The organism is Sphingomonas sabuli (assembly GCF_014352855.1).
In the GTDB taxonomy this organism is placed as follows: Bacteria; Pseudomonadota; Alphaproteobacteria; order Sphingomonadales; family Sphingomonadaceae; genus Sphingomicrobium; species Sphingomicrobium sabuli.
On record NZ_CP060697.1, the window covers coordinates 1,448,513 to 1,469,964 of the forward strand.

Annotated in this window: 16 protein-coding genes and 1 pseudogene; 8 read left to right on the forward strand and 9 right to left on the reverse strand. The window is 65.9% G+C overall.

The features are described 5' to 3' along the window. Window positions 1-44 precede the first annotated feature (44 nt). The 3 genes from H8M03_RS07305 to H8M03_RS07315 are packed head-to-tail and all read left to right on the forward strand — an operon-like array spanning window position 45 to window position 4,907. A complete protein-coding gene (locus tag H8M03_RS07305; protein ID WP_187478817.1) occupies window positions 45-1,445 on the forward strand; it encodes a sugar porter family MFS transporter in 1,401 nt (466 codons plus the stop codon). 49 nt (window positions 1,446-1,494) lie between these two features. After that, window positions 1,495-3,273, forward strand: a complete 1,779-nt coding sequence (locus H8M03_RS07310) for an IlvD/Edd family dehydratase (RefSeq protein ID WP_187478818.1) — start codon at window positions 1,495-1,497, stop codon at window positions 3,271-3,273. After that, a complete protein-coding gene (locus H8M03_RS07315; protein WP_187478819.1) occupies window positions 3,270-4,907 on the forward strand; it encodes an MFS transporter in 1,638 nt (545 codons plus the stop codon). Before H8M03_RS07310 ends, H8M03_RS07315 begins: the two co-directional genes overlap by 4 nt. Here H8M03_RS07315 and H8M03_RS07320 read toward each other — a convergent pair. The 8 genes from H8M03_RS07320 to H8M03_RS07355 form a co-directional block, all read right to left on the reverse strand. Beyond that, window positions 4,904-6,811 carry a sialate O-acetylesterase gene (locus H8M03_RS07320; protein WP_187478820.1) on the reverse strand — a complete coding sequence of 636 codons (1,908 nt, stop codon included), beginning with the start codon at window positions 6,809-6,811 and terminating at the stop codon, window positions 4,904-4,906. The two genes, H8M03_RS07315 and H8M03_RS07320, sit on opposite strands and share 4 nt — an antisense overlap. After that, window positions 6,808-7,683, reverse strand: coding sequence for an SMP-30/gluconolactonase/LRE family protein (locus H8M03_RS07325; protein WP_187480993.1), 876 nt, complete (start codon window positions 7,681-7,683; stop codon window positions 6,808-6,810). The genes H8M03_RS07320 and H8M03_RS07325 overlap by 4 nt, the downstream gene beginning before the upstream one ends. Then, window positions 7,683-8,402: a D-xylose 1-dehydrogenase gene (gene xylB, locus H8M03_RS07330; protein ID WP_281399833.1), complete on the reverse strand. Its 720-nt coding sequence runs from the start codon at window positions 8,400-8,402 to the stop codon at window positions 7,683-7,685. Before xylB ends, H8M03_RS07325 begins: the two co-directional genes overlap by 1 nt. Before the next feature lie 44 nt (window positions 8,403-8,446). Next, window positions 8,447-9,883, reverse strand: coding sequence for an aldehyde dehydrogenase family protein (locus H8M03_RS07335; RefSeq protein WP_187478822.1), 1,437 nt, complete (start codon window positions 9,881-9,883; stop codon window positions 8,447-8,449). Further along, window positions 9,880-11,019 (reverse strand): fumarylacetoacetate hydrolase family protein, encoded by a 1,140-nt coding sequence (locus H8M03_RS07340; RefSeq protein WP_187480994.1) that lies wholly within the window; start codon window positions 11,017-11,019, stop codon window positions 9,880-9,882. Before H8M03_RS07340 ends, H8M03_RS07335 begins: the two co-directional genes overlap by 4 nt. Window positions 11,020-11,107: 88 nt before the next feature. Next, the gene (locus tag H8M03_RS07345; RefSeq protein WP_187478823.1) at window positions 11,108-13,537 is read right to left on the reverse strand and encodes a glycoside hydrolase family 3 protein; all 2,430 of its coding nucleotides are present in this window, start codon (window positions 13,535-13,537) and stop codon (window positions 11,108-11,110) included. Between the two features lie 220 nt (window positions 13,538-13,757). Next, on the reverse strand, window positions 13,758-15,086 hold the full coding sequence (locus tag H8M03_RS07350; RefSeq protein WP_187478824.1) for a PQQ-dependent sugar dehydrogenase: 1,329 nt from the start codon (window positions 15,084-15,086) through the stop codon (window positions 13,758-13,760). Beyond that, complete coding sequence (locus H8M03_RS07355; protein WP_187478825.1) at window positions 15,083-15,508, reverse strand: hypothetical protein; 426 nt, start codon at window positions 15,506-15,508, stop codon at window positions 15,083-15,085. Before H8M03_RS07355 ends, H8M03_RS07350 begins: the two co-directional genes overlap by 4 nt. Before the next feature lie 114 nt (window positions 15,509-15,622). On the opposite strand from H8M03_RS07355, the gene H8M03_RS07360 reads away from it, so the two are divergent. Both H8M03_RS07360 and H8M03_RS07365 read left to right on the forward strand, forming a co-directional pair. After that, window positions 15,623-16,366, forward strand: coding sequence for a cytochrome c oxidase assembly protein (locus H8M03_RS07360; protein ID WP_187478826.1), 744 nt, complete (start codon window positions 15,623-15,625; stop codon window positions 16,364-16,366). Further along, complete coding sequence (locus H8M03_RS07365; protein WP_246448789.1) at window positions 16,363-17,034, forward strand: cytochrome b; 672 nt, start codon at window positions 16,363-16,365, stop codon at window positions 17,032-17,034. The genes H8M03_RS07360 and H8M03_RS07365 overlap by 4 nt, the downstream gene beginning before the upstream one ends. 109 nt (window positions 17,035-17,143) lie before the next feature. On the opposite strand, the pseudogene H8M03_RS12975 reads toward H8M03_RS07365, so the two are convergent. Further along, window positions 17,144-17,560: pseudogene (locus H8M03_RS12975) on the reverse strand (c-type cytochrome); the annotation flags it as partial. 195 nt (window positions 17,561-17,755) lie between these two features. Between H8M03_RS12975 and H8M03_RS12980 the strand changes: the two are divergent. The 3 genes from H8M03_RS12980 to H8M03_RS07385 are packed head-to-tail and all read left to right on the forward strand — an operon-like array spanning window position 17,756 to window position 21,452. Further along, on the forward strand, window positions 17,756-17,980 hold the full coding sequence (locus tag H8M03_RS12980) for a cytochrome c family protein (RefSeq protein ID WP_484592935.1): 225 nt from the start codon (window positions 17,756-17,758) through the stop codon (window positions 17,978-17,980). Continuing rightward, on the forward strand, window positions 17,977-18,918 hold the full coding sequence (locus H8M03_RS07380; RefSeq protein WP_246448791.1) for a cytochrome c oxidase subunit II: 942 nt from the start codon (window positions 17,977-17,979) through the stop codon (window positions 18,916-18,918). The genes H8M03_RS12980 and H8M03_RS07380 overlap by 4 nt, the downstream gene beginning before the upstream one ends. Continuing rightward, window positions 18,915-21,452, forward strand: coding sequence for a cbb3-type cytochrome c oxidase subunit I (locus tag H8M03_RS07385; protein ID WP_187478829.1), 2,538 nt, complete (start codon window positions 18,915-18,917; stop codon window positions 21,450-21,452). Before H8M03_RS07380 ends, H8M03_RS07385 begins: the two co-directional genes overlap by 4 nt.

The window sequence follows — 21,452 nt, forward strand, 5'->3', positions numbered from 1 at the left end:
TTCCGTTACCGCTAACATCCGAAGCGGAGCAGGGAGGCTTTGTCATGGTTGCAAAAAGTGAAGGCGCCAACATTGGGTTCATCGGCGCCATCGTCGCGGTGGCAACGATCGGCGGCTTTTTGTTCGGTTACGACAGCGGTGCGGTCAACGGCACGCAGCAAGGGCTGCGTGAGGCGTTCGCGCTAAGTGACACTGGCCTGGGCTTCACTGTCGGGTCGCTGCTCATCGGTTGTTTCATCGGCGCGTTCAGCGCGGGCCGGCTGGCCGACATGTTCGGCCGCCGCAACGTGATGATGCTGGCCGCGGTCTTCTTCACGGTCGGCGCGCTGGTCCAGGGTTTCGCGGAAACGCAGGCGGTGTTCGTCGCCGCCCGGCTGGTCGGCGGGATGGCGGTCGGCGCGGCCAGCGTGTTGTCTCCAGCTTACATTTCCGAAGTCGCGCCGGCCAATATCCGCGGCCGGCTGACGACGGTGCAGCAGATCATGATCATCACCGGCCTTACCGCTGCGTTCGTGGTCAATTACTTCCTCGCCGCTTCGGCCGGAGAATCGACCGCAACCTACTGGCTTGGGATCGAAGCCTGGCGGTGGATGTACCTGATGCAGGCCATCCCGGCAGTGATCTTTCTGGTCGCGCTGTTCGCGATTCCGGAAAGCCCGCGCTATCTCGTTTCCAAGGGTCGTGACGACCAGGCCGAAAGCGTCCTTGCCAGCCTGTTCGGCAGCGGCGTCGCCAAATCCAAGCTGCGCGAGATTCGCGAAACCTTCAATGCCGAGCACCAGCCGCGCTTCAGCGACATCAAGGGGCCGGTCCTTGGTCTTCGTCCGATCGTCTGGGTCGGCATCATGCTTGCGGTGTTCCAGCAACTCGTCGGCATCAACGTCATCTTCTATTACGGCGCGACCTTGTGGCAGCTGGCCGGCTTTACCGAAGACCAGTCGTTGCAGATCAACATGGTGTCGGGCGCGGTTTCGATTGCGGCCTGTTTCGTGACCATCGCGGTTATCGACAAGATCGGCCGCAAGCCGCTGCTGCTGATCGGCTCCGCGGGCATGGCGGTCACGCTGTTCGCGATGGTCTATGCCTTCGCCAACGGGACGCTGGATCCGGCCGGCAAGCTGCAATTGTCCGACGAACTGGGCATCGTCGCGCTGGTCGCGGCCAACCTGTACGTGATCTTCTTCAACGTCAGCTGGGGTCCGGTGATGTGGGTCATGCTGGGCGAGATGTTCCCCAACCAGATCCGCGGATCGGCATTGGCCGTGGCCGGTTTCGCCCAGTGGTTTTCGAACTATCTGATCGCGCAGACCTTCCCGATGATGGCGGCATGGAGCCTGGCCGGAAGCTACACCTTCTACGCTGTCTGCGCGGTGATCAGCTTCTTCCTTGTCCAGAAGTACATCCATGAGACCAAGGGCAAGGAACTGGAAGAAATGCAGGGTTGATGGATAAGCCTCCCCGTCCCATGCGGGCGGGGAGCTTCACGAGGAACCCATGAGCCGCCAACCCGCCCGCCCGTTCCGTTCGCGCGACTGGTTCGATGCCCCGGGCCGGAGCGATATGGCCGCGCTCTATCTCGAGCGGTTCATGAACAGCGGGCTGACCCCGGACGAGCTACGCTCGGGCAAGCCGATCATCGGCATTTCGCAATCGGGTTCGGACCTGGTCCCGTGTAATCGCGTGCACCTGTCGCTCGTCGACCGGGTGAAGGCGGGCATTCGCGACGCCGGCGGCGTGCCGATGGAATTCCCGATGCACCCGATCTTCGAGAATTGTCGCCGCCCGACCGCCGCGCTCGACCGCAACCTCGCTTATCTGGGTCTCGTCGAAACGCTCAATGGCTATCCGATCGACGCCGTCGTCCTTACCACCGGTTGCGACAAGACGACGCCCGCCAGCATCATGGCCGCCTGCACGGTCGACATTCCTGCGATCACCTTGTCCGGCGGTCCGATGCTCGACGGCTGGCATGAGGGCGAATTGGTCGGTTCAGGCACCGTCATCTGGCGCTCGCGCCGCAAGCTCGCCGCGGGCGAGATCGACGAGGAGGAATTCTTCCGCCGCGCCACCGACAGCGCGCCTTCGCTCGGCCATTGCAACACGATGGGCACGGCCTCGACGATGAACGCCGTGTCCGAAGCGCTGGGCCTCTCGCTGCCCGGCAACGCGGCGATCCCCGCGCCATATCGCGAGCGTGGGCAGATGGCCTATGAAACCGGGCGGCGCATCGTCGACATGGCGTACGAAGACCTGCGCCCGTCGAAGATCCTGACCCGCGCATCCTTTCTAAACGCCATCCGCCTGGTGACCGCGATCGGCGGCTCGACCAACGCCCAGCCGCACGTGATGGCGATGGCCCGCCATGCCGGCGTTGACCTGCGACCCGACGATTGGACGACCGTCGGTTACGACCTTCCGTTGCTGGTCAACATGCAGCCCGCGGGTGAGTATCTGAGCGAGCGGTTCCACCGCGCCGGGGGCGTCCCGGCGGTGTTGTGGGAACTGCTTCAAGCCGGTCAGCTCGACGGCGGCGAATTGACCGTGACGGGCCGCACGCAGGCCGAGAACCTGCACGCACGCGAAAGCACCGACCGGGCGGTGATCAAGGCCTTCGCAGCGCCGTTGCGGGAAAAGGCCGGCTTTCTCGTCCTCAGCGGCAATCTGTTCGACTTCGCCATCATGAAGACCAGCGTCATCTCCAACGATTTCCGAAAGCGCTATCTAAGCGAGGCCGGCCGCGAGGGCATATTCGAGGCACGGGCGATCGTGTTCGACGGCTCCGACGATTATCACGAGCGGATCAACGATCCGGCGCTGAACATCGACGAAGGCTGTATCCTGGTCATCCGGGGGGCCGGCGTGATCGGCTGGCCGGGCTCCGCCGAAGTGGTCAACATGCAGCCGCCGGACGCGCTGATCCAGCGCGGCATCGCCAGCCTGCCGACGCTTGGCGACGGGCGCCAGTCTGGCACGTCCGACAGCCCCAGCATACTCAATGCCTCGCCCGAAAGCGCGGCTGGGGGCGGCCTGTCGTGGCTGCGCACCGGCGACATGATCCGCGTCGATCTCAATACCGGCCGCTGCGACGCGCTGGTGTCCGACGAAGAGATCGCCCGGCGTCAGTCCGAAGCGCCGCCGGCGGTGCCGGAAAGTCGGACGCCGTGGGAGGAATTGTATCGCGAGAAGACGGGCCAGATGCGCGATGGCGCGGTGCTCGATTTCGCGGTCAAGTATCGCGGCACCAGCAACAAGACCCCAAGGCACAACCATTGACCGATCGCGCCGATCAGCAGGACAGCAAGCTCGTCATTGCCGCCTCGTCCCTCGGTACGATCTTCGAATGGTATGACTTCTACCTTTATGGTCTGCTCGCAACAGTTTTGTCCGCGCAATTTTTCTCCGGCGTAAACGAAACCACCGGCTTCATCCTTGCGCTGGCCGCTTTCGCCGCGGGCTTCGCGGTGCGCCCATTGGGCGCGATCGTATTCGGACGGATCGGCGACCTTGTCGGCCGCAAGAACACGTTCCTCGTCACCATGGGGCTTATGGGCCTGTCGACCTTCGCTGTCGGCCTGTTGCCGAGTTACGCGTCGATCGGAGTCGCGGCGCCGGCCCTGCTGGTCACCCTGCGGCTGGTCCAGGGCCTCGCGCTTGGCGGCGAATACGGCGGCGCGGCAACCTACGTGGCCGAACACGCCCCGCCCGGCCGCCGCGGCCTGCACACCAGTTTCATTCAGACGACGGCCACCGTCGGCCTGTTCGCCGCGCTGCTGGTGGTCATCGTCACGCGCACGCTGATGGGGGAAGAAGCCTTCGCCGAATGGGGCTGGCGCCTGCCCTTCCTCATCTCGCTGCTGTTGCTCGGCGTTTCGATGTGGATTCGCCTCCAGCTCGAAGAAAGCCCGGTGTTCCGGCGGATGAAGGCGCAAGGCACCACGTCCAGCGCCCCCCTGACCGAGGCGTTCGGCCGTTGGCCCAACCTGCGGCTGGTGCTGATCGCCCTGTTCGGGGCCGTCGCGGGCCAGGCGGTTGTCTGGTACACCGGCCAATTCTACGCGCTGTTCTTCCTCGAAAAGATCCTCAAGGTTGACGGCGCCACCGCCAACATCATGATTGCCGTCGCGCTGATCATCGGCACGCCGTTCTTCATCCTGTTCGGCTGGCTGTCCGATCGCATCGGCCGCAAGAAGATCATTCTTGCCGGCTGCGCCTTGGCGGCGGTCAGCTATTTCGCCCTGTTCGCGGCGCTCACCCGGGCGGTCAATCCGGCGCTCTACGCGGCGCAGGCGCAGGCCCCGGTGACGGTCGCCGCCGATCCGGCCACTTGTTCCTTCCAGTTCGACCCGATCGGCAAGAACAAGTTCGACCAGTCGTCCTGTGACATTGCCAAGGCATTCCTGGCCAGGAGCGGCGTCAACTATGCCAATGTGGCGTCGCGCGACGGGGCGGCGACCTTGCGCATCGGCGAAGCGACCCTGCCCGTGCCGGACCCGCGCGGTCTGGACGCGGCCGGCCGAGCCGCATCGATCAAGGCTTTCCAGGCCACGGCAGGCGATGCCTTGAAGACCGCCGGCTATCCCGCCGCAGCCGATCCGGCGGAAATCAACATGCCGCTGGCAATTGCCATCCTGACCGCGTTCGTGCTGCTGGTGACGATGGTCTACGGCCCCATCGCCGCCCTGCTCGTCGAGCTGTTCCCGGCGCGTATCCGCTACACGTCGATGTCCCTGCCCTACCATATCGGCAACGGCTGGTTCGGCGGGTTCCTGCCAACCATCGCCTTCGCCATCGTCGCCGCGACCGGCAATATCTACGCGGGGCTGTGGTATCCGGTGACGATCGCGGCGCTGACCGCAATCATCGGCGCCCTGTTGCTGCCCGAAACGCGCGGGCGGTCGATCGATTAGCGGACGGGCAGTTCGAAGGAACTGACTGGAAGCGGCACATCGTCGAACAGGTTGACGATCGGCGCGTCGGCCCACCCGAAGCGCACACGGGTGACCGGTCGTCCATCGCCGGTCACGCGCACCGCCGATCCTTCGATCGTTGCCCGGGCATATCGGCAACTGTCCTGCGCCGGTCCGCACAATTCGAACCCGAGCGGGGCGCCGCTCCACGCGCGAAGTTTCCCGGTGATCCCGCCGAACGTGACGATCACGTCGTTGCCCGACCGGATGGCCGCGTCGGCCTGCGGACCGGACCGCGCATGATCCGCGCTGTAGGCAAGCGCCTCCGCCGCCCGGGCCAGGCGATGGCCGATCGCCTGTTTCTGCGGCGGGTGCAGTTCCAGCCGGTCGCCGACATCGATCGCCGGTACCAGCGCGACCTTGGCATCGCCTGCGGCCACGCGGCGCTGCGCATCGCGCACTTCCGCCCAGCCGCTTGGTCTTGGCTCGACCGGCGGCGAGCCCCAGCCGGGCAGCCCGACGACCAGGAAGGGCAGCCCCGCATCTTCGAACTGCGCCCGCCATCCCGACACGAGTGAACCGAGCCGCTCGGCATAGCCGGTCGCGCTCCCGCCGTCCGTTTCCCCCTGATACCAGGCGATACCTTTGAGCCCGGTTGCGCCCAGCGGGGCGATCATCGCGTTGTAGATCAGCGAAAGGCCGGCCGCTTGGTCCCACGGGGCGCGCGGCGGCGACCCGACTTCGGGCGGTACGCGCGCATATTCCAGCGTCGGCGCCAGCGGCTTGACCGTCCCGTCGGCCAGCCGAAGCGCAAGTTCGCCTTCCGGCCCCTGAAAGCCACCAAACGCGTAACTGTCGTTGATATTGACGACGATGCTGTTCTTACCCGGACGGAGCAGCCCCGTGTGCAGCGGATAATCGCGCTTCGCGTCCCAACCGAAGGTGTAGCCGACGGCCACGCCGTTGACCCAGGTCTCGTCGATCTCGTCGATGACGCCAAGGGTCAGGCGCGCGCCCTGCGCTGCCTCGGCCTCCGTCAGTGTCACCGTCGCCCGCGCCCAGACCAGGCCGTTGAAGCTGGCGAAAGCGGGGTCGCCCCAATTTTCCCAGAAGCCGACTTTCATCGGTTTCCAGTTGAGCGCGTCCGGTTCGGCCCATGGCCGGGTCGATTGCGTTCGCGCCCACCATTGCTGCCATCGTTCGCCGAACCGGCGATTGGCGGCGATGGGGTCGGTTCCGAACTGCGTCAGCAAAGCCACGTCGTCCGGTGCCGATTGGGCCGCGCTGGCCGAATCCAGCCAGGCACGGATCGCCGTCCCACCCCAGGTGGCATCGACCAGCCCGATCGGCACGTCCTGCGATTGGCGCAAATCCCGGCCCATGAAATAGCAAGCGGCGGAGAATGGAGCGACGGTGTCGGGCGAAGCAACCTCCCAAGCCGGCGCTTTCTCGAAGCTCAATCGGGGTGCGGTCGCGGTCATGGTGGCAATCGTCAGCAGGCGCATCTGCGTGTCGGCCGACCCGCTTAATTCGTCCGCGGCGTTCAGTGCCCGGCTGACCGGCAGTTCCATGTTCGACTGGCCCGAACACAACCAGACATCGCCGATCAGCACGTCGTCCGCGCGATCCGTGCCCGATGCCGCGCGCACCTCGATCTGGGTCGGCCTACCGGACGGGACCGCAGGCAACCGCACCAGCCAGCGCCCGCTGGCGTCCGCGCGCCCGTCCGCCCGTTGCCGGCCAAGCGATACGCTGACGTGTTCGCCAGGCGCGGCGGTGCCGCTGATCGCGGCCTTGGCCCCGCGTTGAACGACGGAGTGGGTGGCGAACATCGGGTCGAGTTTGGGCGCCGCGTGAAGAGTGGATGCGGTGCCGAACAGGAGGATTGCTGCAACGGGTTTCATCGGTCGGCGACCGCCGGCGACGCCAGGCCCGCAACCTCGGTGCGAAAGCGGAACAGCCCGCCGGCCTTCGGCTGTTTGGACAATTCGTCCGCGGTCAGCTTCTGGCTGGCCGTTGTCGCGAAAACGGTGCGCATGTCGTCCCCTCCGAACGCGAGCTTGGTGATGTTGCCGACGGGGAAGGCGACGCTTTCGAGCAAGTCGCCCGCTGGGGAATAGCGGCGCGCCGCCCATCCGCCGTACAGGCCAATCCACAGGCAGCCTTCGCTGTCGACGGTTGGGCCGTCGGGGTGGCCGTCGGCCGGGGCGATGGCGATTAGCTGCCGCGATGCGCCAAGCGCGCCGTCCGCCCGGATCGCGCATTCGAAAATCGCGCGCCCCAGCGTGTCGACCCAGTAGAGCGTTGACCCGTCCGGGGAGATCGCCGGGCCGTTGGTGATGCAGATTCCGTCCAGCCCGGTGACGTGCAACTCGCCGCGGTGGAAGCAGTAGAACGCGCCGCTGTCTGCTTCCTCCGCATTGTCCATCGATCCGAACCACAAGCGCCCAGCAGGATCGACGGCCGCATCGTTGAGCCGGTTACCTGGCCGGTCGGCCTCGACCGCTGCGAGCAATTCGAACCGTCCGCTTTCGGGGTCGAAGCGGTGCAACCCGCCCTGCAACCCGGCAATGAAACCGCCGCTTTGTGCAGGCACGACGAACCCGATTTCCGCTGGCGCATTCCAGCTGGAGAGATCGTGGGTTGCTGGATGATAGCGATAGACGCGCCGCCGCTTGATGTCCGTGAACCACAGGCTGGCGTCGCGCCCGTCCCACAGCGCCCCCTCGCCAAGCTCGGCGCCAAGATCTGCAACCAGTTCGGGTTCGCCGGCGATCACCGCCAACCCGCGTCGATCCAGTAATTGTGGCCGGTGGTCAGCCGCGCATCGTCGGACGCCAGGAACAGCGCCATCGCCGCAATATCTTCCGGCACCAGGCGTCCCGGCAGGCACTGCGCACTGACGATCTCCGCCTCTGCCTCCTCGCTGTACCATTTCTGCTGACGCGGCGTGCGGACGTTGCCGGGGACGATGCAATTGACGCGGATATTGTCCTTGCCGAGATCGCGCGCCAGCGATCGCGTCATGCCTTCGATCGCCGCTTTGCAGGTCTGATAAAGAACCAGGTCTTCAAGCGCGAGGTGCCAGCTGATTGACCCGAGGTTGAGGATCGCTCCGCCGCCCTTCGCCTGCATCGCCGGAGCCGCCGCCTGCGCGCAAAAGAAAAGGTGCTTCAGGTTCACGTTGAGGCGGTTGTCCCAATAGTCTTCGGTGACATCGACAAAGGCGTGCCGATCGTCGTTGGCCGCATTGTTGACCAGCACGTCGAACGCGCCGCCGTCTTCGATCAGCTTGCCGATCGTCCGCTTCGTCGTGGCGATATCGGTCAGGTCGTTGGAGACGAATTGCGCACCCGTTCGCGACGCCAGCGCGCGGGACTCATCCTCGCAGATATCGAAGAAGGTGACGTTCGATCCCTGGCGCGCAAAGCCTTCGACAATGCCTTCACCGATCCCCGACCCCCCGCCGGTGACGAGCACGCGTTTGTCCCGCAAACTGGGATAGACCGCGCGACTGCCTGCAACCTCATCCAATGGTTTCAACCCCCCACGTAAACGGTCTTGATCTGCGTATAGAATTCGACCGCGGCGAACCCCTGTTCGCGCGCGCCGTAACTGGACTTGCGGCTGCCGCCGAAGGGCACGTGATAATCTACCCCCGCGGTTGGCAGGTTGACCATCACCATCCCCGCGCGGATGCGGCTGCGGAAGTCGCGCGAATGTTTCAGCGAGTTGGTAACAATGCCCGCGGACAGGCCAAATTCGCCCATGTTGGCAACGTCGAGCGCCTCTTCATAATCCTTGACCCGGACGATGCTCGCAACCGGTCCGAACACCTCTTCCCGGTTGATCCGCTGGTCGGGCGCGGTGTCCGAAATGACCGTCGGCGCCATATAATGCCCGCGCTGGTCGAGCTTCAGCGCTTCGCCGCCGGTCAGGACCCTGCCGCCTTCGCTGCGCGCGATCTCGACGTAGCGCAGGTTCTGTTCAAGCTGTGTGTCGGTCACGGCAGGGCCGATCTGCGTGCCGGGGTCGAGCGCATCGCCGACCTTCAGGCCCCGCGCCCGTTCCGCCATCGCGTCGACGAAGCGGTCGTGAATGCCGTCCGTGACGATAATTCGCGACGAAGCCGTGCAGCGCTGGCCGGTTGCGTAAAAAGCACCGTCTACCGCGCAGGCCACAGCGCGTTCCAGATCGGCATCGTCGAGCACCACCAGCGGGTTCTTGCCGCCCATTTCCAGCTGCACGCGCGCCTGCCGCTTGATCGCGCTTTCCGCAACCGACGCGCCGACGCCTTGCGAGCCGGTAAAGGACACCGCATCGACGCCGTCATGTTCGACGATCGCGCGGCCGACATCGCCGTCGCCGATGATGAGGTTGAACACGCCTGGGGGCGCCCCGGCCTCCTGAATAATCCGGGCCAGCGCATGCGCAATCGCCGGCGTCGGCGTTGCAGGCTTGAGTACCACGGTATTGCCGAATGCCAGCGCCGGCGCCGCCTTCCATGCCGGGATGGCGATGGGGAAATTCCACGGCGTGATCAGGCCGACGACGCCGACCGCTTCGCGATAGGTGGCGACGTCGATGTCGGGCCGTGTCGAATTGAGCGTCTGGCCGTGCCGGCGCAGCGCTTCGCCGGCGAAATATTTTAGGATCCGGGCGGCGCGCATGACTTCGCCAGTCCCTTCCGCGAGCGTCTTGCCCTCTTCCCGCGACAACAGCCGGCCAAGGTCCTTGGCGCGTTCCATCACTAGGGTCCCGGCGCGATCGAGCACGTCCGAACGAACTTCGGGCGAAGCGCCGGACCAGCCGGGAAAGGCGTCGCGTGCGGCCGAGACTGCCCGGTCGACATCCGCGGCAGTGCCCTTGGGAAAACGAGCGACCATCTCGTCCAGGTTGGACGGATTGACGCTTTCGCCGCTGGCGTCGGAGCCGACCTCCTCGCCACCGATCAGGTGGGTGAGCGTGTCCGTCATGCGTTGATCTCCGATTGTATGTGCGGCCGGGCGGACAGCAGCCCGCGTCCCGCCAGATTGCGCATCAGCGCGCGCGTCCCGAATTCCCAGGCCGGCGCCAGCTGCGACGTCGTCACCCGGTTGACGAGCGCGCCAAGCCGGGGCGCGGAAATCGTCACGATGTCGCCGGGCTTGTGCGTGAAGCCTCGACCGGGTTCGTCGCGATCATCGGTTGGCGCGAACAGCGTGCCCAGGAAAAGCGCAAAGCCGTCGGGATAGTGATGTTCACTCAGTGCCTGGCGGACGAGCTCTTCGGGATCGCGGCTGATCTCGCTCATCAGGCTGCGCCCGCTCAGAGCGAAACCGTCCTCCCCGCGTATCTCCAGGTCGACCTCTGCATTGCGGACGTCGTCCATCGTGAAACTGTCGTCGAACAGGCGAATGAACGGACCGATCGCGCAGGACGCGTTATTGTCCTTGGCCTTGCTCAACAGAAGCGCGCTGCGGCCCTCGAAGTCACGCAGGTTGACGTCGTTGCCAAGCGTCGCGCCGCGAGCTTGGCCGCGGCTGTCCACGGCGAGCACGACTTCGGGTTCGGGGTTGTTCCAGCTGGAATCCGACCGCACGCCGATGTCCGCGCCCCAACCCACGCTGGCGAGCGGAGCGGTCTTGGTGAAGATCTCGGCATATGGCCCGATCGCGACTTCGAGATATTGCGACCACAGACCGTCGGCGATCAGCGTCTGCTTGAGCCGTTCGGCGCTGTCGCTGCCCGGTACGAGCGAGCGGATTGCGCCGCCAATGGCGGATTCGACCTTTTCGCGAATTGCGGCGGCGGCGCGATAGTCGCCGCGGGCGCGCTCCTCGATGACTCGCTCTATAGCGGAGATGGCGAAGGTAACGCCGGCGGCCTTGATCACCTGCAGGTCGAATGGAGCGAGAAAACTGGTGGGTTGGAGCTGATCGAGCTGGGCGATTTCAAACAGCGGCTCGCCAGCCACGCCCGCCGGATCGTCGAGGTCCAGCAAATCGGCGACTGTCGGCGCGGCGCGCGTAACGTCATTGACCTTGCCGTCGCGGATGAGGACGACGGACGGCCCGTCGTCGAGCAGCAAGCGCCCGACCAGGACGGCATTCGCCGTATCCACGGGAAGCATTTCCGGCGCGAACGCCGGGCTCACGAACAATGACCCCTCACCAAAATGTGTTAGCGCTACCAGCTAGGGCAGCGCAACCCGTCGATCATCAAAAGGCGCAAACGTCCTGCGGTACGGCGGCGCTGGCGACGCGCACGTCCGATACGACCACCGTCAGTTTCCCGTTCGTACTCAAAACGAACGGAGCGCCGACCTTGCCCATGTTCGCGCCGGCGGTCTTCAGGCAACGCAGCGGCACGGTCAGCAGCTGCCATTCGCCCGGCGGGGCTTTGCGCAGCGCATCGGTCACTGGAACCGACACGCCATCGACGCCAAGCGTGACGGGAGCATCGGGGGCGCGGTCAACGCGATATTCCACCTGCACGCTCAGCTCGGCATTGGCCTCGCGGCTGATGTCGATCGGCTGCGCGGCCTGCAAGCGGACCGACTGGGCAGCACCGCCGGCAAAGTCGATCCGCCGGGAATCTTCCTGTGCCCTTCGGTCGATGGCGCTGATCGCGACACTGTCGCTGGCAGCGAAGGTCCAGCCGGGCGGCAAGGTCCCGCGCGCGAAGTAATCGCCGTCCGCGCCGCTCGCGGACGCCGCGGGCCGCTGTTCCGACAATTGCGGCAAGTCGCCGCGTTCGGCGTAGGTCAGGCCGTAGCCGAAAGCGAACAGCGGATCGTACCCGGGATCGCCGACATTTAGCGGTGTCTGGTCCACGCGCTTGGGCCAGCTGAACGACAATTTGCCGCGAAAGTCGGACTGCGGCTTTCCGTCCGCGCCGGCCAGCAACACGTCGGCCACGCCGCCGCCTTCGCTGCCGGGCAGGAATGCAGCGACGAACGCATCCGACGCATTGATTTCAGGATTGACCCACATCGGCCGGCCGGAGAGGAACACGGAGACGGTTGGGATGCCCGCGGCGCGGAGCCGCTTCAGCGTTTCCAGCGCCGCCTTGTCGCGCGGACTGAATTCAAGCGTGGACCGATCGCCGACCATTTCGGCATAGGGCCCTTCCCCGAACACGACCACGGCAACGTCGGGCTTCGCGGCGTAGCGGCCGTCCGCGCTCAAGTGCGCACTGCCGCCCGCTTTCGCGGCCGCTTCTTTCAGGCCGGCGAAGATCGACTGCGCGTTCTTGAAATCGGCGTTCTTGAGGTCGGACCCCTGCCAAGTAATCGTCCAGCCGCCCGATTGCATGCTGATGTTGTCGGCACCGGCGCCGGTAACCAAGAGGTTCGCGCCCGGCTTGATCGGCAGGACATTCGCGTTGTTCTTGAGGAGCACAAGCGATTCGCGCACGGCCTGCCGAGCGACAGCGCGATGTTCGGGCGATCCGAGCAGCTGGAATTGTCCCGCAAGCGGCCGCGTCGACGGCGCGCCCTTGGCGAACAGGCCGGCCCGCATCTTGACCCGCAGAATGCGCCGCACCGCATCGTCCAGGCGAGTCGCGGGAATTTCGCCCGACCGAGCCTGCTTGAGCGTATTGTCGTACAAGTCCTTCCAGCTGTCCGGGGCCATGTACATGTCGAGCCCGGCGTTGATCGATGCCGGGCAATTGACGTTCGTACAGCCTTCGACCTGGCCGTGCGCATTCCAGTCGCCAACGACCAGGCCGTCGAAGCGCATCTGGTCCTTGAGCGCGACCGTCAGAAGGTCGCGGTCGCCGTGCACCTTCTTGCCGCCGACGCTGGAAAAGGATGCCATGATCGATTGGACCCCGGCGGCGATGGCCACCGGGTAGCCCGCGCCATGGATGTCGCGCAGCGTGGCGGCGTCGCCGGGTGTGTCGCCCTGGTCCTTGCCCCCGGCGGTGCCGCCGTCGCCGACAAAATGCTTGGCGGTCGCGATGACCTTGCCGTCGCCAAGGAAGGCATCCGTCCCGGCTTTCCCCTGCAGGCCTTCGACAATCGCGCCGGCATATGCTTTCACGATCTCCGGATTTTCCGAAAAGCTTTCGTACGAGCGCCCCCAGCGATCATCGCGCGCAACGGCGAGCGTGGGCGAGAAATCCCAGTCCAGCCCGGTGATGACCATTTCGCGTGCCGTGACTTCGCCGATCCTGCGGATGAGGTCGGGATTACGCGTCGCCCCCAGACCGATGTTCTGCGGAAAGATCGTCGCGCCGACGATATTGGCATGCCCGTGCACGGCATCGATGCCCCACATCAGCGGAATCTTCGGCCCCTTCCAGTCGGCCGTGTCCGCGGCGCGCCAAAAGGCATCTGCCAGCTTCAGCCACTCCGGCGCGGGCGCCTTTTCATTCTTGCCGGGCGCGCTGTTGCCGCCCGCCAGGATGGAACCGAACTTGTATTTGGCAAGGTCCGCCGGCGTGATGCTGCTGATGTCCGGCTGAATGGTCTGCGCGACCTTTTCCTCCACCGACATTTGCGCAAGGATCGCGTCGATTCGCGCTTCCGATGCCGCGTCGAGCCCGACCGGACTCGGCGGCGCCTGCCACATGGTTCCACCCGTTGCGGCGGCCTGTCCTGCCCAGACCGGAATGTTGTATGATGCAGCGCCGGCAGCCAGCATCGAGACGCCGAGACAAAGGAAAGGATTCCGCAAAGCCTAGTACTCCCGCCTGACACGCTTCATCAAATTGGTAGCGCTACCAATCGATCATCGGCGGCTTTGGGAGAGAATGCAATGACGGGAGTCGCGCACTCCGATTTGGCTTGTCGTGTGGCTCTTCAGATAGCCCTCCGGCGCGCTCCGAATTGCTATCTCGGATGCAGGCCGGAATTGCGTCCCACTAACGTTGCACGGGGACAGGCGCGGTCGTGGTTGGCGCCGTGGCCTGAAGCGGCGTGATGCGCCATACCGTATTGGACAGATCATCGGCGACGATCACCGCGCCGCGCGGATCGACGGTGACGCCGACGGGCCGGCCGCGGGCCTTGCCGTCCTTGAGGAAGCCGGACAGGAAATCGACCGGATTGCCCGCTGGGCGGCCGCCACGAAAAGGGATGAACGACACTCGGTATCCGACGACGTCTTCACGGTTCCAGCTGCCATGTTCGCCGACGAATGCCCCATCGGCGAAGCGCGCGCCGAGCGCGGGTACCGAGAAGGCCAGTCCGAGCGGCGCACGGTGCGAGCCGATGCTGTAATCCGGCTTGATCGCGGACTGCACCAGTTCGGGCTTGGCCGGTTTCACGCGCGGATCGACGTTCTGTCCCCAATAGGAATAGGGCCATCCGTAAAAGCCGCCCGGGCGCACCGACGTGATGTAGTCGGGCACGAGGTTTGGACCAAGTTCATCGCGTTCGTTCACCGCTGCCCAGATGGTCCCGGTAAACGGCTGGGTCGCCAGCGCGCTGGGGTTGCGCAGGCCCGAGGCATATTCCTTGTGCATGCCGGTCTGCGCATCGATCTGCCACACGACGGCGCGATCGACTTCGGCGATCAGTCCGCGTTCGCCGATGTTACTGTTCGATCCGATGCCGACGTAAAGGTACCGGCCGTCGGGACTGGCCGTCATCGCTTTCGTCCAGTGATGATTGATCTGCGACGGCAGCTTGGTCACCAGTTGCGGCGGCCCGGCCGCGGTGGTCTGGCCCGGCTGGTATGCAAAGCGCACCACACTGTCCTGGTTGGCAACGTAAAGATAATTGCCGGCAAGGGCGAGGCCGTACGGCGCGTTGAGCTTGTCCGCGAAAACGCCGCGCGATTCATATTTGCCGTCGCCGTCTGCGTCGCGAAGGATGGTCAGCCGGTCGCCCGGCTTGACGCTGGTGTTGCCCTTCTTCTTGATCGCCCCTGCGATAAAGTCCTTGGGCCTGAGCGGCGGTGCGCCTCCACCCTTGCCTTCGGCGACGATGATGTCGCCATTGGGCAGGACCAGCGTCTGGCGCGGAACCTTGAGGTCGGTGGCAATCGCTTCGACCTTGAAGCCTTCGGGCACGGTCGGCAGGTCGCTGCCCCAGCCCGCTGGCTTGGTGATGTTCATGTTTGGGAACAGGCCGCGCTGCTGGCTGGGCAGGTCTGGCGACGGTCCGTATTGGTTGGGATCGGGATCGCCGCCGCCGCAGGCGGCAAGCGACACGGAAAGCAGGCCAAGAGCCAGGAAACGAGCGGTCATTGGACAATCCCCCGGCGGTCGGTGCGCAACCCGGTCCACGCCGCGGCAATGGCGAGGATGGTGGTGATGATGGACAGGATCAGCCCGCCCGGCATGGTCGCAAAATTGTCCTTCGAGTGGATCAGCGCGTTGACGAACTGCATCACCATGAAGGCGGCGAGCAACAAGACCGCGATAGCTGCCGGCCGATAGCTCCAGCGGCCCGCGAGCGTCGTCCGGATAAGCGCCCAGGCAAGCGCGATACCGCCACCGACCAGCGATCCGGCTACCAGCCAGTCGGCGAAGTTGAGCCACTGAATTTCATAGGTCAGCGCGAAGCGCCAATCGCTCAGCAGCGCGCCGAGCGCCAAGGGAACGATGAACCCCAGAATGATGGCATAAGCGGCCGACTCCGGGTGGTCGTTCGCGTATCTTTCCGTCATCGAGGTCCCCTTGAGTGTCGCCTGGCGAGCCGAAAGTGAACGCGCCCGGCTGCAACGGGTTGCAAAGCGCCCCACGATGGCGGAACCAAGCCCCACGCCGGAGATTGCCCCGACATGCCCGCAACCGCCCCGACTGCCCTTGATGCGATCGCATATTGCGGTCCGGCAGTGTCGCCTGGCGACTTCCTGACGCGCTGGAATTTCGACCCCATCCTGCTGCTTGCGCTTGGCGCCTTGACCTTGTGGGCGGCGCGCGTCCGCAGCGACAGGCCCGCCGCGCGGCAATCGGCACTGCTGATTGGCCTGCTGGCCTTCCTTTACATCTCGCCCTTCTGCGCCTGGGGCTCATCCCTGTTCACGGTGCGCGTGGTTCATCACCTGGCACTCGGCCTGCTGGTCGCGCCGCTGGTTGCCGCGCTGGCGCGCCGGCCACTGGGCAAGGTGCCGGGCGGCATCGCGGTGTGGACCGTGCTGTCGGCGGTGGCAATGTGGACGTGGCATGCGCCGAACCTTTATCATTGGGCGGTCACGCATGACGCGGGCTATTGGCTGATGCAGGGCACCATTGCCGCGACCGCGACCTTGTTCTGGCATCGCCTGGACAATGCTTCGCGTCCGGTGGCGATCGCCGCTCTGCTGGCCGCGATGGTCGCGATGGGGGCGCTCGGCGCCCTCATCACCTTGTCGCAGCTGCCCCTTTACGCCGCGCATTTCGCCAGCACCGCCGCCTGGGGCATGGCACCGCTCGACGACCAGCAACTGGGCGGTCTGGTCATGTGGGCGCCGGCGTCGGCGGTGTATCTGGTCGCCGCACTGGCGCGGGTCCGCCATCTTGCCACCGGCGAGGCGATGGCTTGATCCGCGCCCTGCGCCGCTGGGCGCGCGGTCATGCGCGGCGCAAGCGGTACACGCCCGTCGGCATCGCGTTCCACTGGATCATGGCCGCACTGGTCATCTACCAGTTGCTCGCCGGCTGGGAGCTCGAGCGGCTCGACGTCGGCGCCGATCGGCTGGCGGCGTACGGGCGGCATGCGGGAATGGGGCTTCTGATCCTGCTTCTGGCGCTCCTGCGGGGGGTCTGGCGGTTGATGGTCCCCGGTCCGATCAACGACGCGGACACGCCGGGCTGGCAGGCCGAGACGGCGCACCTGACGCACATCCTCTTCTACCTGCTTTTCGCGCTCCTCCCGTTGAGCGGGCTGGTCATGTGGTCGGCCGTCGCACCAGCCGCGCCGCTCCACATCGCTGGCGTCGTGCCGGTGCCGCCCCTGCCGTTCGAAAGCCTTTCGATGACTTGGCAAATCCGACTGCTGGAGGGGGCCGAGCGCGCGCACGGCCTTGGCATTATCGGGCTGGCTCTGCTGGTCCCGCTACACATTGGGGCGGCGCTGAAGCACCATTTCTGGGATCGGCACGACGTTCTGGAGGGCATGCTGCCGGAAGTCCCCGATAGTCATTCGCATCCGCAAGGGCCGCAACATCTGCCGCCGCCGCCGCCAACCGGGCCGACGACCATTGGCGGCTGATCCTGGTCATCGTCCCGTCCGCATCGCCGCGCCGGTCACCCGACGCCCAGGCGGCAAATTGCCGTTCCACATAGGCTGCGCTTTGCCCGGCGACGGCGGGGACGCCCGGACGCCCTTCGCCGGCCGCGCCGTGGCAGGCCGCGCATTCGCGCTGGTAAAGCGCACCGCGCGGAGCGGCGGTGACCGGCGCGGGCAGGCCGGCGTAGTAATGCGACACGGCCAGCCGGTCTTCGGATCGCAGCTTGCGCGCGATGGCTGCCATTTGCGGATGGGCGCGCGGCCCGTCGGCATAAAGGTCGAGCTGGCGGACGAGATATCCCGCGTCCAGGCCGGCGAGGCGCGGCACCAGGTCGCCGTCGCCTTCGCCTTTCACACCGTGGCAGGACAGGCAGGCGAATTGCGCGCCGGCGTCGCCGCCGGACACAGCGATCAACTCCCCGGACGCGTTAAAACGCGCGGGCCCGTCGCTGTCGGCGGAGCAAGCGGCGAGAAGGGACACGGCGGCCAGCGCCGGCAGCGATCGCATGTCAGCGGGAACATGCCGCGCCAACTGCTGGTTCCAATAGCCATGAGGAACGGGGGGGCATTGATGGCGGTCGCGGTCTCGATGACGCTCGCGGCGTGTAAGCCCGTGCCCGACGACAAGGTGCTGCCCGATGACGCGTCGGTCGCGCGCGGTCGAGCCATTGTCGAGCGCGTGCAGTGCGGCGCTTGCCACCAGATGCCGGGTATCGACTGGCCGCGCGGCGAGCTTGGGCCTTCTCTGGAAAACTACGGCGACCGGGCGCTCGTTGCCGGCACGCTGCCGCTGACCCCCGACACGCTGGCGCGGTTCATCCGGAACGCGCCCGAGGCCAAGCCGGGCACGGTGATGCCCGCGATGCCGTTGACGCCGCGCGAGGCACGTGACGTCGCTTATTACCTGCTCGCAGAGGACGCGTCGTGATCGAAGCCCTGTTCGGCTGGCCGCCACCGGTGCTGGATCCGATGGGTCCCTATGCGTCGCCCGTACGGACGGTCGCCTGGGCGTTGTTCGCGATGGGCGCAGTGGTCACGGCCCTCGTCGTCTTGGCCTTGTTCATCGCGTGGAAGGGCCCGGCGCGCTGGCGCAAGCAGCTGGGCGGGGAGCGTTCGATCCTCGTGCTTGGCGTCGGCCTGCCCGCGCTAGTGCTGGCGGGCCTGCTCGTCTGGGGGCTGACGCTTACCGCCCGGCTCGACCGGCCGCCCGCCGAAGGCGCCATGCGCGTGCGAGTGACCGGCGAGATGTGGTGGTTCCGGGTGCAGTATCTCGGGTCCGGCGGGCGCGTGCTGGCTGAAGACGCCAACGAGCTTCGCATTCCCGTCGGGCAGCCAGTGGTGGTCGAACTGGCCTCCGCCGACGTCATCCACAGCTTCTGGGTGCCGCACCTTTCGGGGAAGAAGGACATGATCCCGGGTCGCATCAACCACCTGACGATCCAGGCCGACCGTGCCGGACGGTTCGGCGGGGTATGTGCCGAATATTGCGGCCGCGCGCATGCGCTGATGGGCATGACCGTCATCGCCCAGCCACAACGCGCCTTTGCCCAATGGTGGGATCGCCGCGCCGCGCTCGCCGGTCGCACAAGCGGCGGTGCCGGGGCGGCCGCCTTTGCCGCCGCCGGTTGCGCGGCCTGCCACGCGATCGACGGGACCGCCGCGGTCGGCAAGGCGGGGCCCAACCTGACCAATGTCGCTGCCCGCACCACGTTGGGCGGAGGCATCCTGCCCAACAATCGCGGAACGCTGACCGGCTGGGTCGCGGATGCGCAATCGCTGAAGCCCGGCAACCGCATGCCCAGTTACGAGCGGTTACCTCCCGAAGACCTCAAGGCCATCGTCGACTATCTCGAGACCCTGAAGTGACCAGTGAAACCGGGTTCGATCCGGCGCTGCTCGATCGATTCCCGACCAGCGGCAAGCGGCCCGACGGCGAACTGGAGCAGCTCGAAAAGATCTGGTGCGCGCCGCGCGGCTGGCAATATTTTGCCGCGGTCAACAACAATTACATCGGCCTCTATTACGTCGCGACCGCCTTCCTGTTCTTCCTGCTGGCGGGCGTACTGGCACTGGTGATGCGGGTGCAGCTGGCCGCGCCGCTGCAGTCGATCCTGTCGCCCGAAACCTACAACCAGTTCTTCACCATGCACGGCACGGTGATGATGTTCCTGTTCGCGGTACCGATGGTCGAAGCGATCGGGATCCTGTTGCTGCCGCAGATGCTGGCGGCACGCGACCTGCCTTTCCCGCGCCTGTCCGCTTATGCCTTCTGGGCCTATCTGGTCGGCGGTCTGGCGTTTTTCGCCTCCTTGTTTGTGGGCCTCGCGCCGGACGGCGGCTGGTTCATGTACCCGCCGCTTACGTCCACCGCCTACTCACCGGGCATCAACACCGACTTCTGGCTGCTCGGCATAGGCTTCATCGAGATCAGCGCGATCGCCGGCGCGGTGGAGATCATCGTCGGCGTCATGCGCACCCGGGCGCCGGGCATGACGCTCGACCGGATGCCGATCTTCGCCTGGGCGATGCTGGTGTTCGCGGTGATGATCATCGTCGCATTCCCCAGCGTGATCGTCGGTACCCTGCTGCTCGAGCTGGAACGCGCCTTCAACTGGCCGTTCTTCGATCCGCTGCGCGGCGGCGACCCGCTGTTGTGGCAGCACCTTTTCTGGTTCTTCGGTCATCCTGAGGTCTACATCATCTTCCTGCCCGCCGCGGGTCTCACCTCGATGATGGTCGCGACGATCGCAAAGAGCGAGCTGGTCGGTCACCGGCTGGTGGTGATGGCGATGGTCGGTACCGGCTTCCTCAGCTTCGGCGTCTGGGCGCATCACATGTTCTCGGTCGGCATGCCACGCGTGTCGACGAGCATGTTTTCGGCCGCCAGCATGGCCGTTTCCATTCCGGCGGGCGTGCAACTGTTCGCATGGATCGCGACACTGGCCAGCGGGCGCATCCGTTGGTCGACACCGGCGCTGTTCACGCTAGGCGCGATGTTCATCTTCACCATCGGCGGGCTGACCGGAGTGATGGTCGCCTTCGTGCCCTTCGACTGGCAGGCGCACGACACCTATTTCATCGTCGCCCACCTCCATTACGTGCTGATGGGCGGGATGGTCTTCCCGATGTTCGCGGCCTTCTATTTCTGGACGCCGATGGTCAGCCGGCGGCCATTGTCCGAAAGCATCGGCAAATGGGTGTTCGGGCTGATGTTCGCTGGCCTCCACCTCGCTTTCTTCCCGATGCACCTGTCCGGCCTGCTGGGAATGCCGCGGCGCGTGTTTACCTATCTGCCTTCGAGCCCGCTCGACCTGCTCAACCTGATGTCGACGCTGGGCGCGTTTCTGTTCGCGTCGGCCGTTGCCTTGTTCCTGGTCGATCTGGTCCGCTCGTTCCGCTGGGCGCCGGCGGAGGGCAGCGCCGGCAATACCTTCGATTCCGGAACGCTCGAATGGTTGCCGTCGGGCCTTTATTCGACGCGCTCGATCCCCGTGGTGCGCAGCCGCTATCCGCTGTGGGACGATCCCGATATGGCGCGTCATGTGGAGGCCGGCCGCTATCTCTTGCCCAACAGCGCGACCGGGCTGCGTGAAACGATCGTCACCAGCCCCGTGCAGGCCGAACCGCAATATGTGGAGATCATGCCGGGCCCGTCGCCGTGGCCGTTCTGGGCGGCGGTTTCGACCGCGGTCTTCTTCCTGTCGCTGACCGTCCAGGCCTATGCCGTTGCCGCAGGCGCGGCGATCGTGATGATCCTGTCGACGATGCGGTGGCTGTGGGAAACCGACCGCCCGATCCGCCAGCAGACGGCGGACGTCGGCGCGGGCATCATGCTTCCCACCTACGCGACCGGTCGCGACAGTCACGGCTGGTGGGCGCTGAACATCCTGTTCGTGGTCATGGCGATGATGCTGTTCATCCTCGTCTTTTCGATCGCCTACCTGCGCGGCGTTCACCCCGAAGGCTGGATTCCCACGCAAAGCTGGTGGCCGCTGGCCGCAATTTTCGGGCTGAACGGGATTGCCGCGGCACTTGCGGTTGGAGGTCAAGCTCTCCTCCGGCGCTGGCCGGAAGGGGCACGATCGGTGTGGTTCCTGCTCGCAATCGCTCCCGTCGCGCTTGCGATCGGGACGTGGATGGACGCTTCGGCATGGCAGGCCGCTGGCCTTGCACCGACGGCCAGCGGACAGGGCGCGACGACCTTTGCAATGATCGCGCAACAGGCCACCGCGGTTGGCTTTGCGCTGCTCATGGGGATGTACGCGATTGCTCGCGGCGGGCGTGGCCTGCTCGTCGGCCCGCGCAGCGCGACGGTCGACGTCATCGCGCGCTTCATGGTCTTTACTGCCCTGCAAGGAAGCATCGTCGCCGCGGCGTCGCGACTGGTCGCGATATCGTGA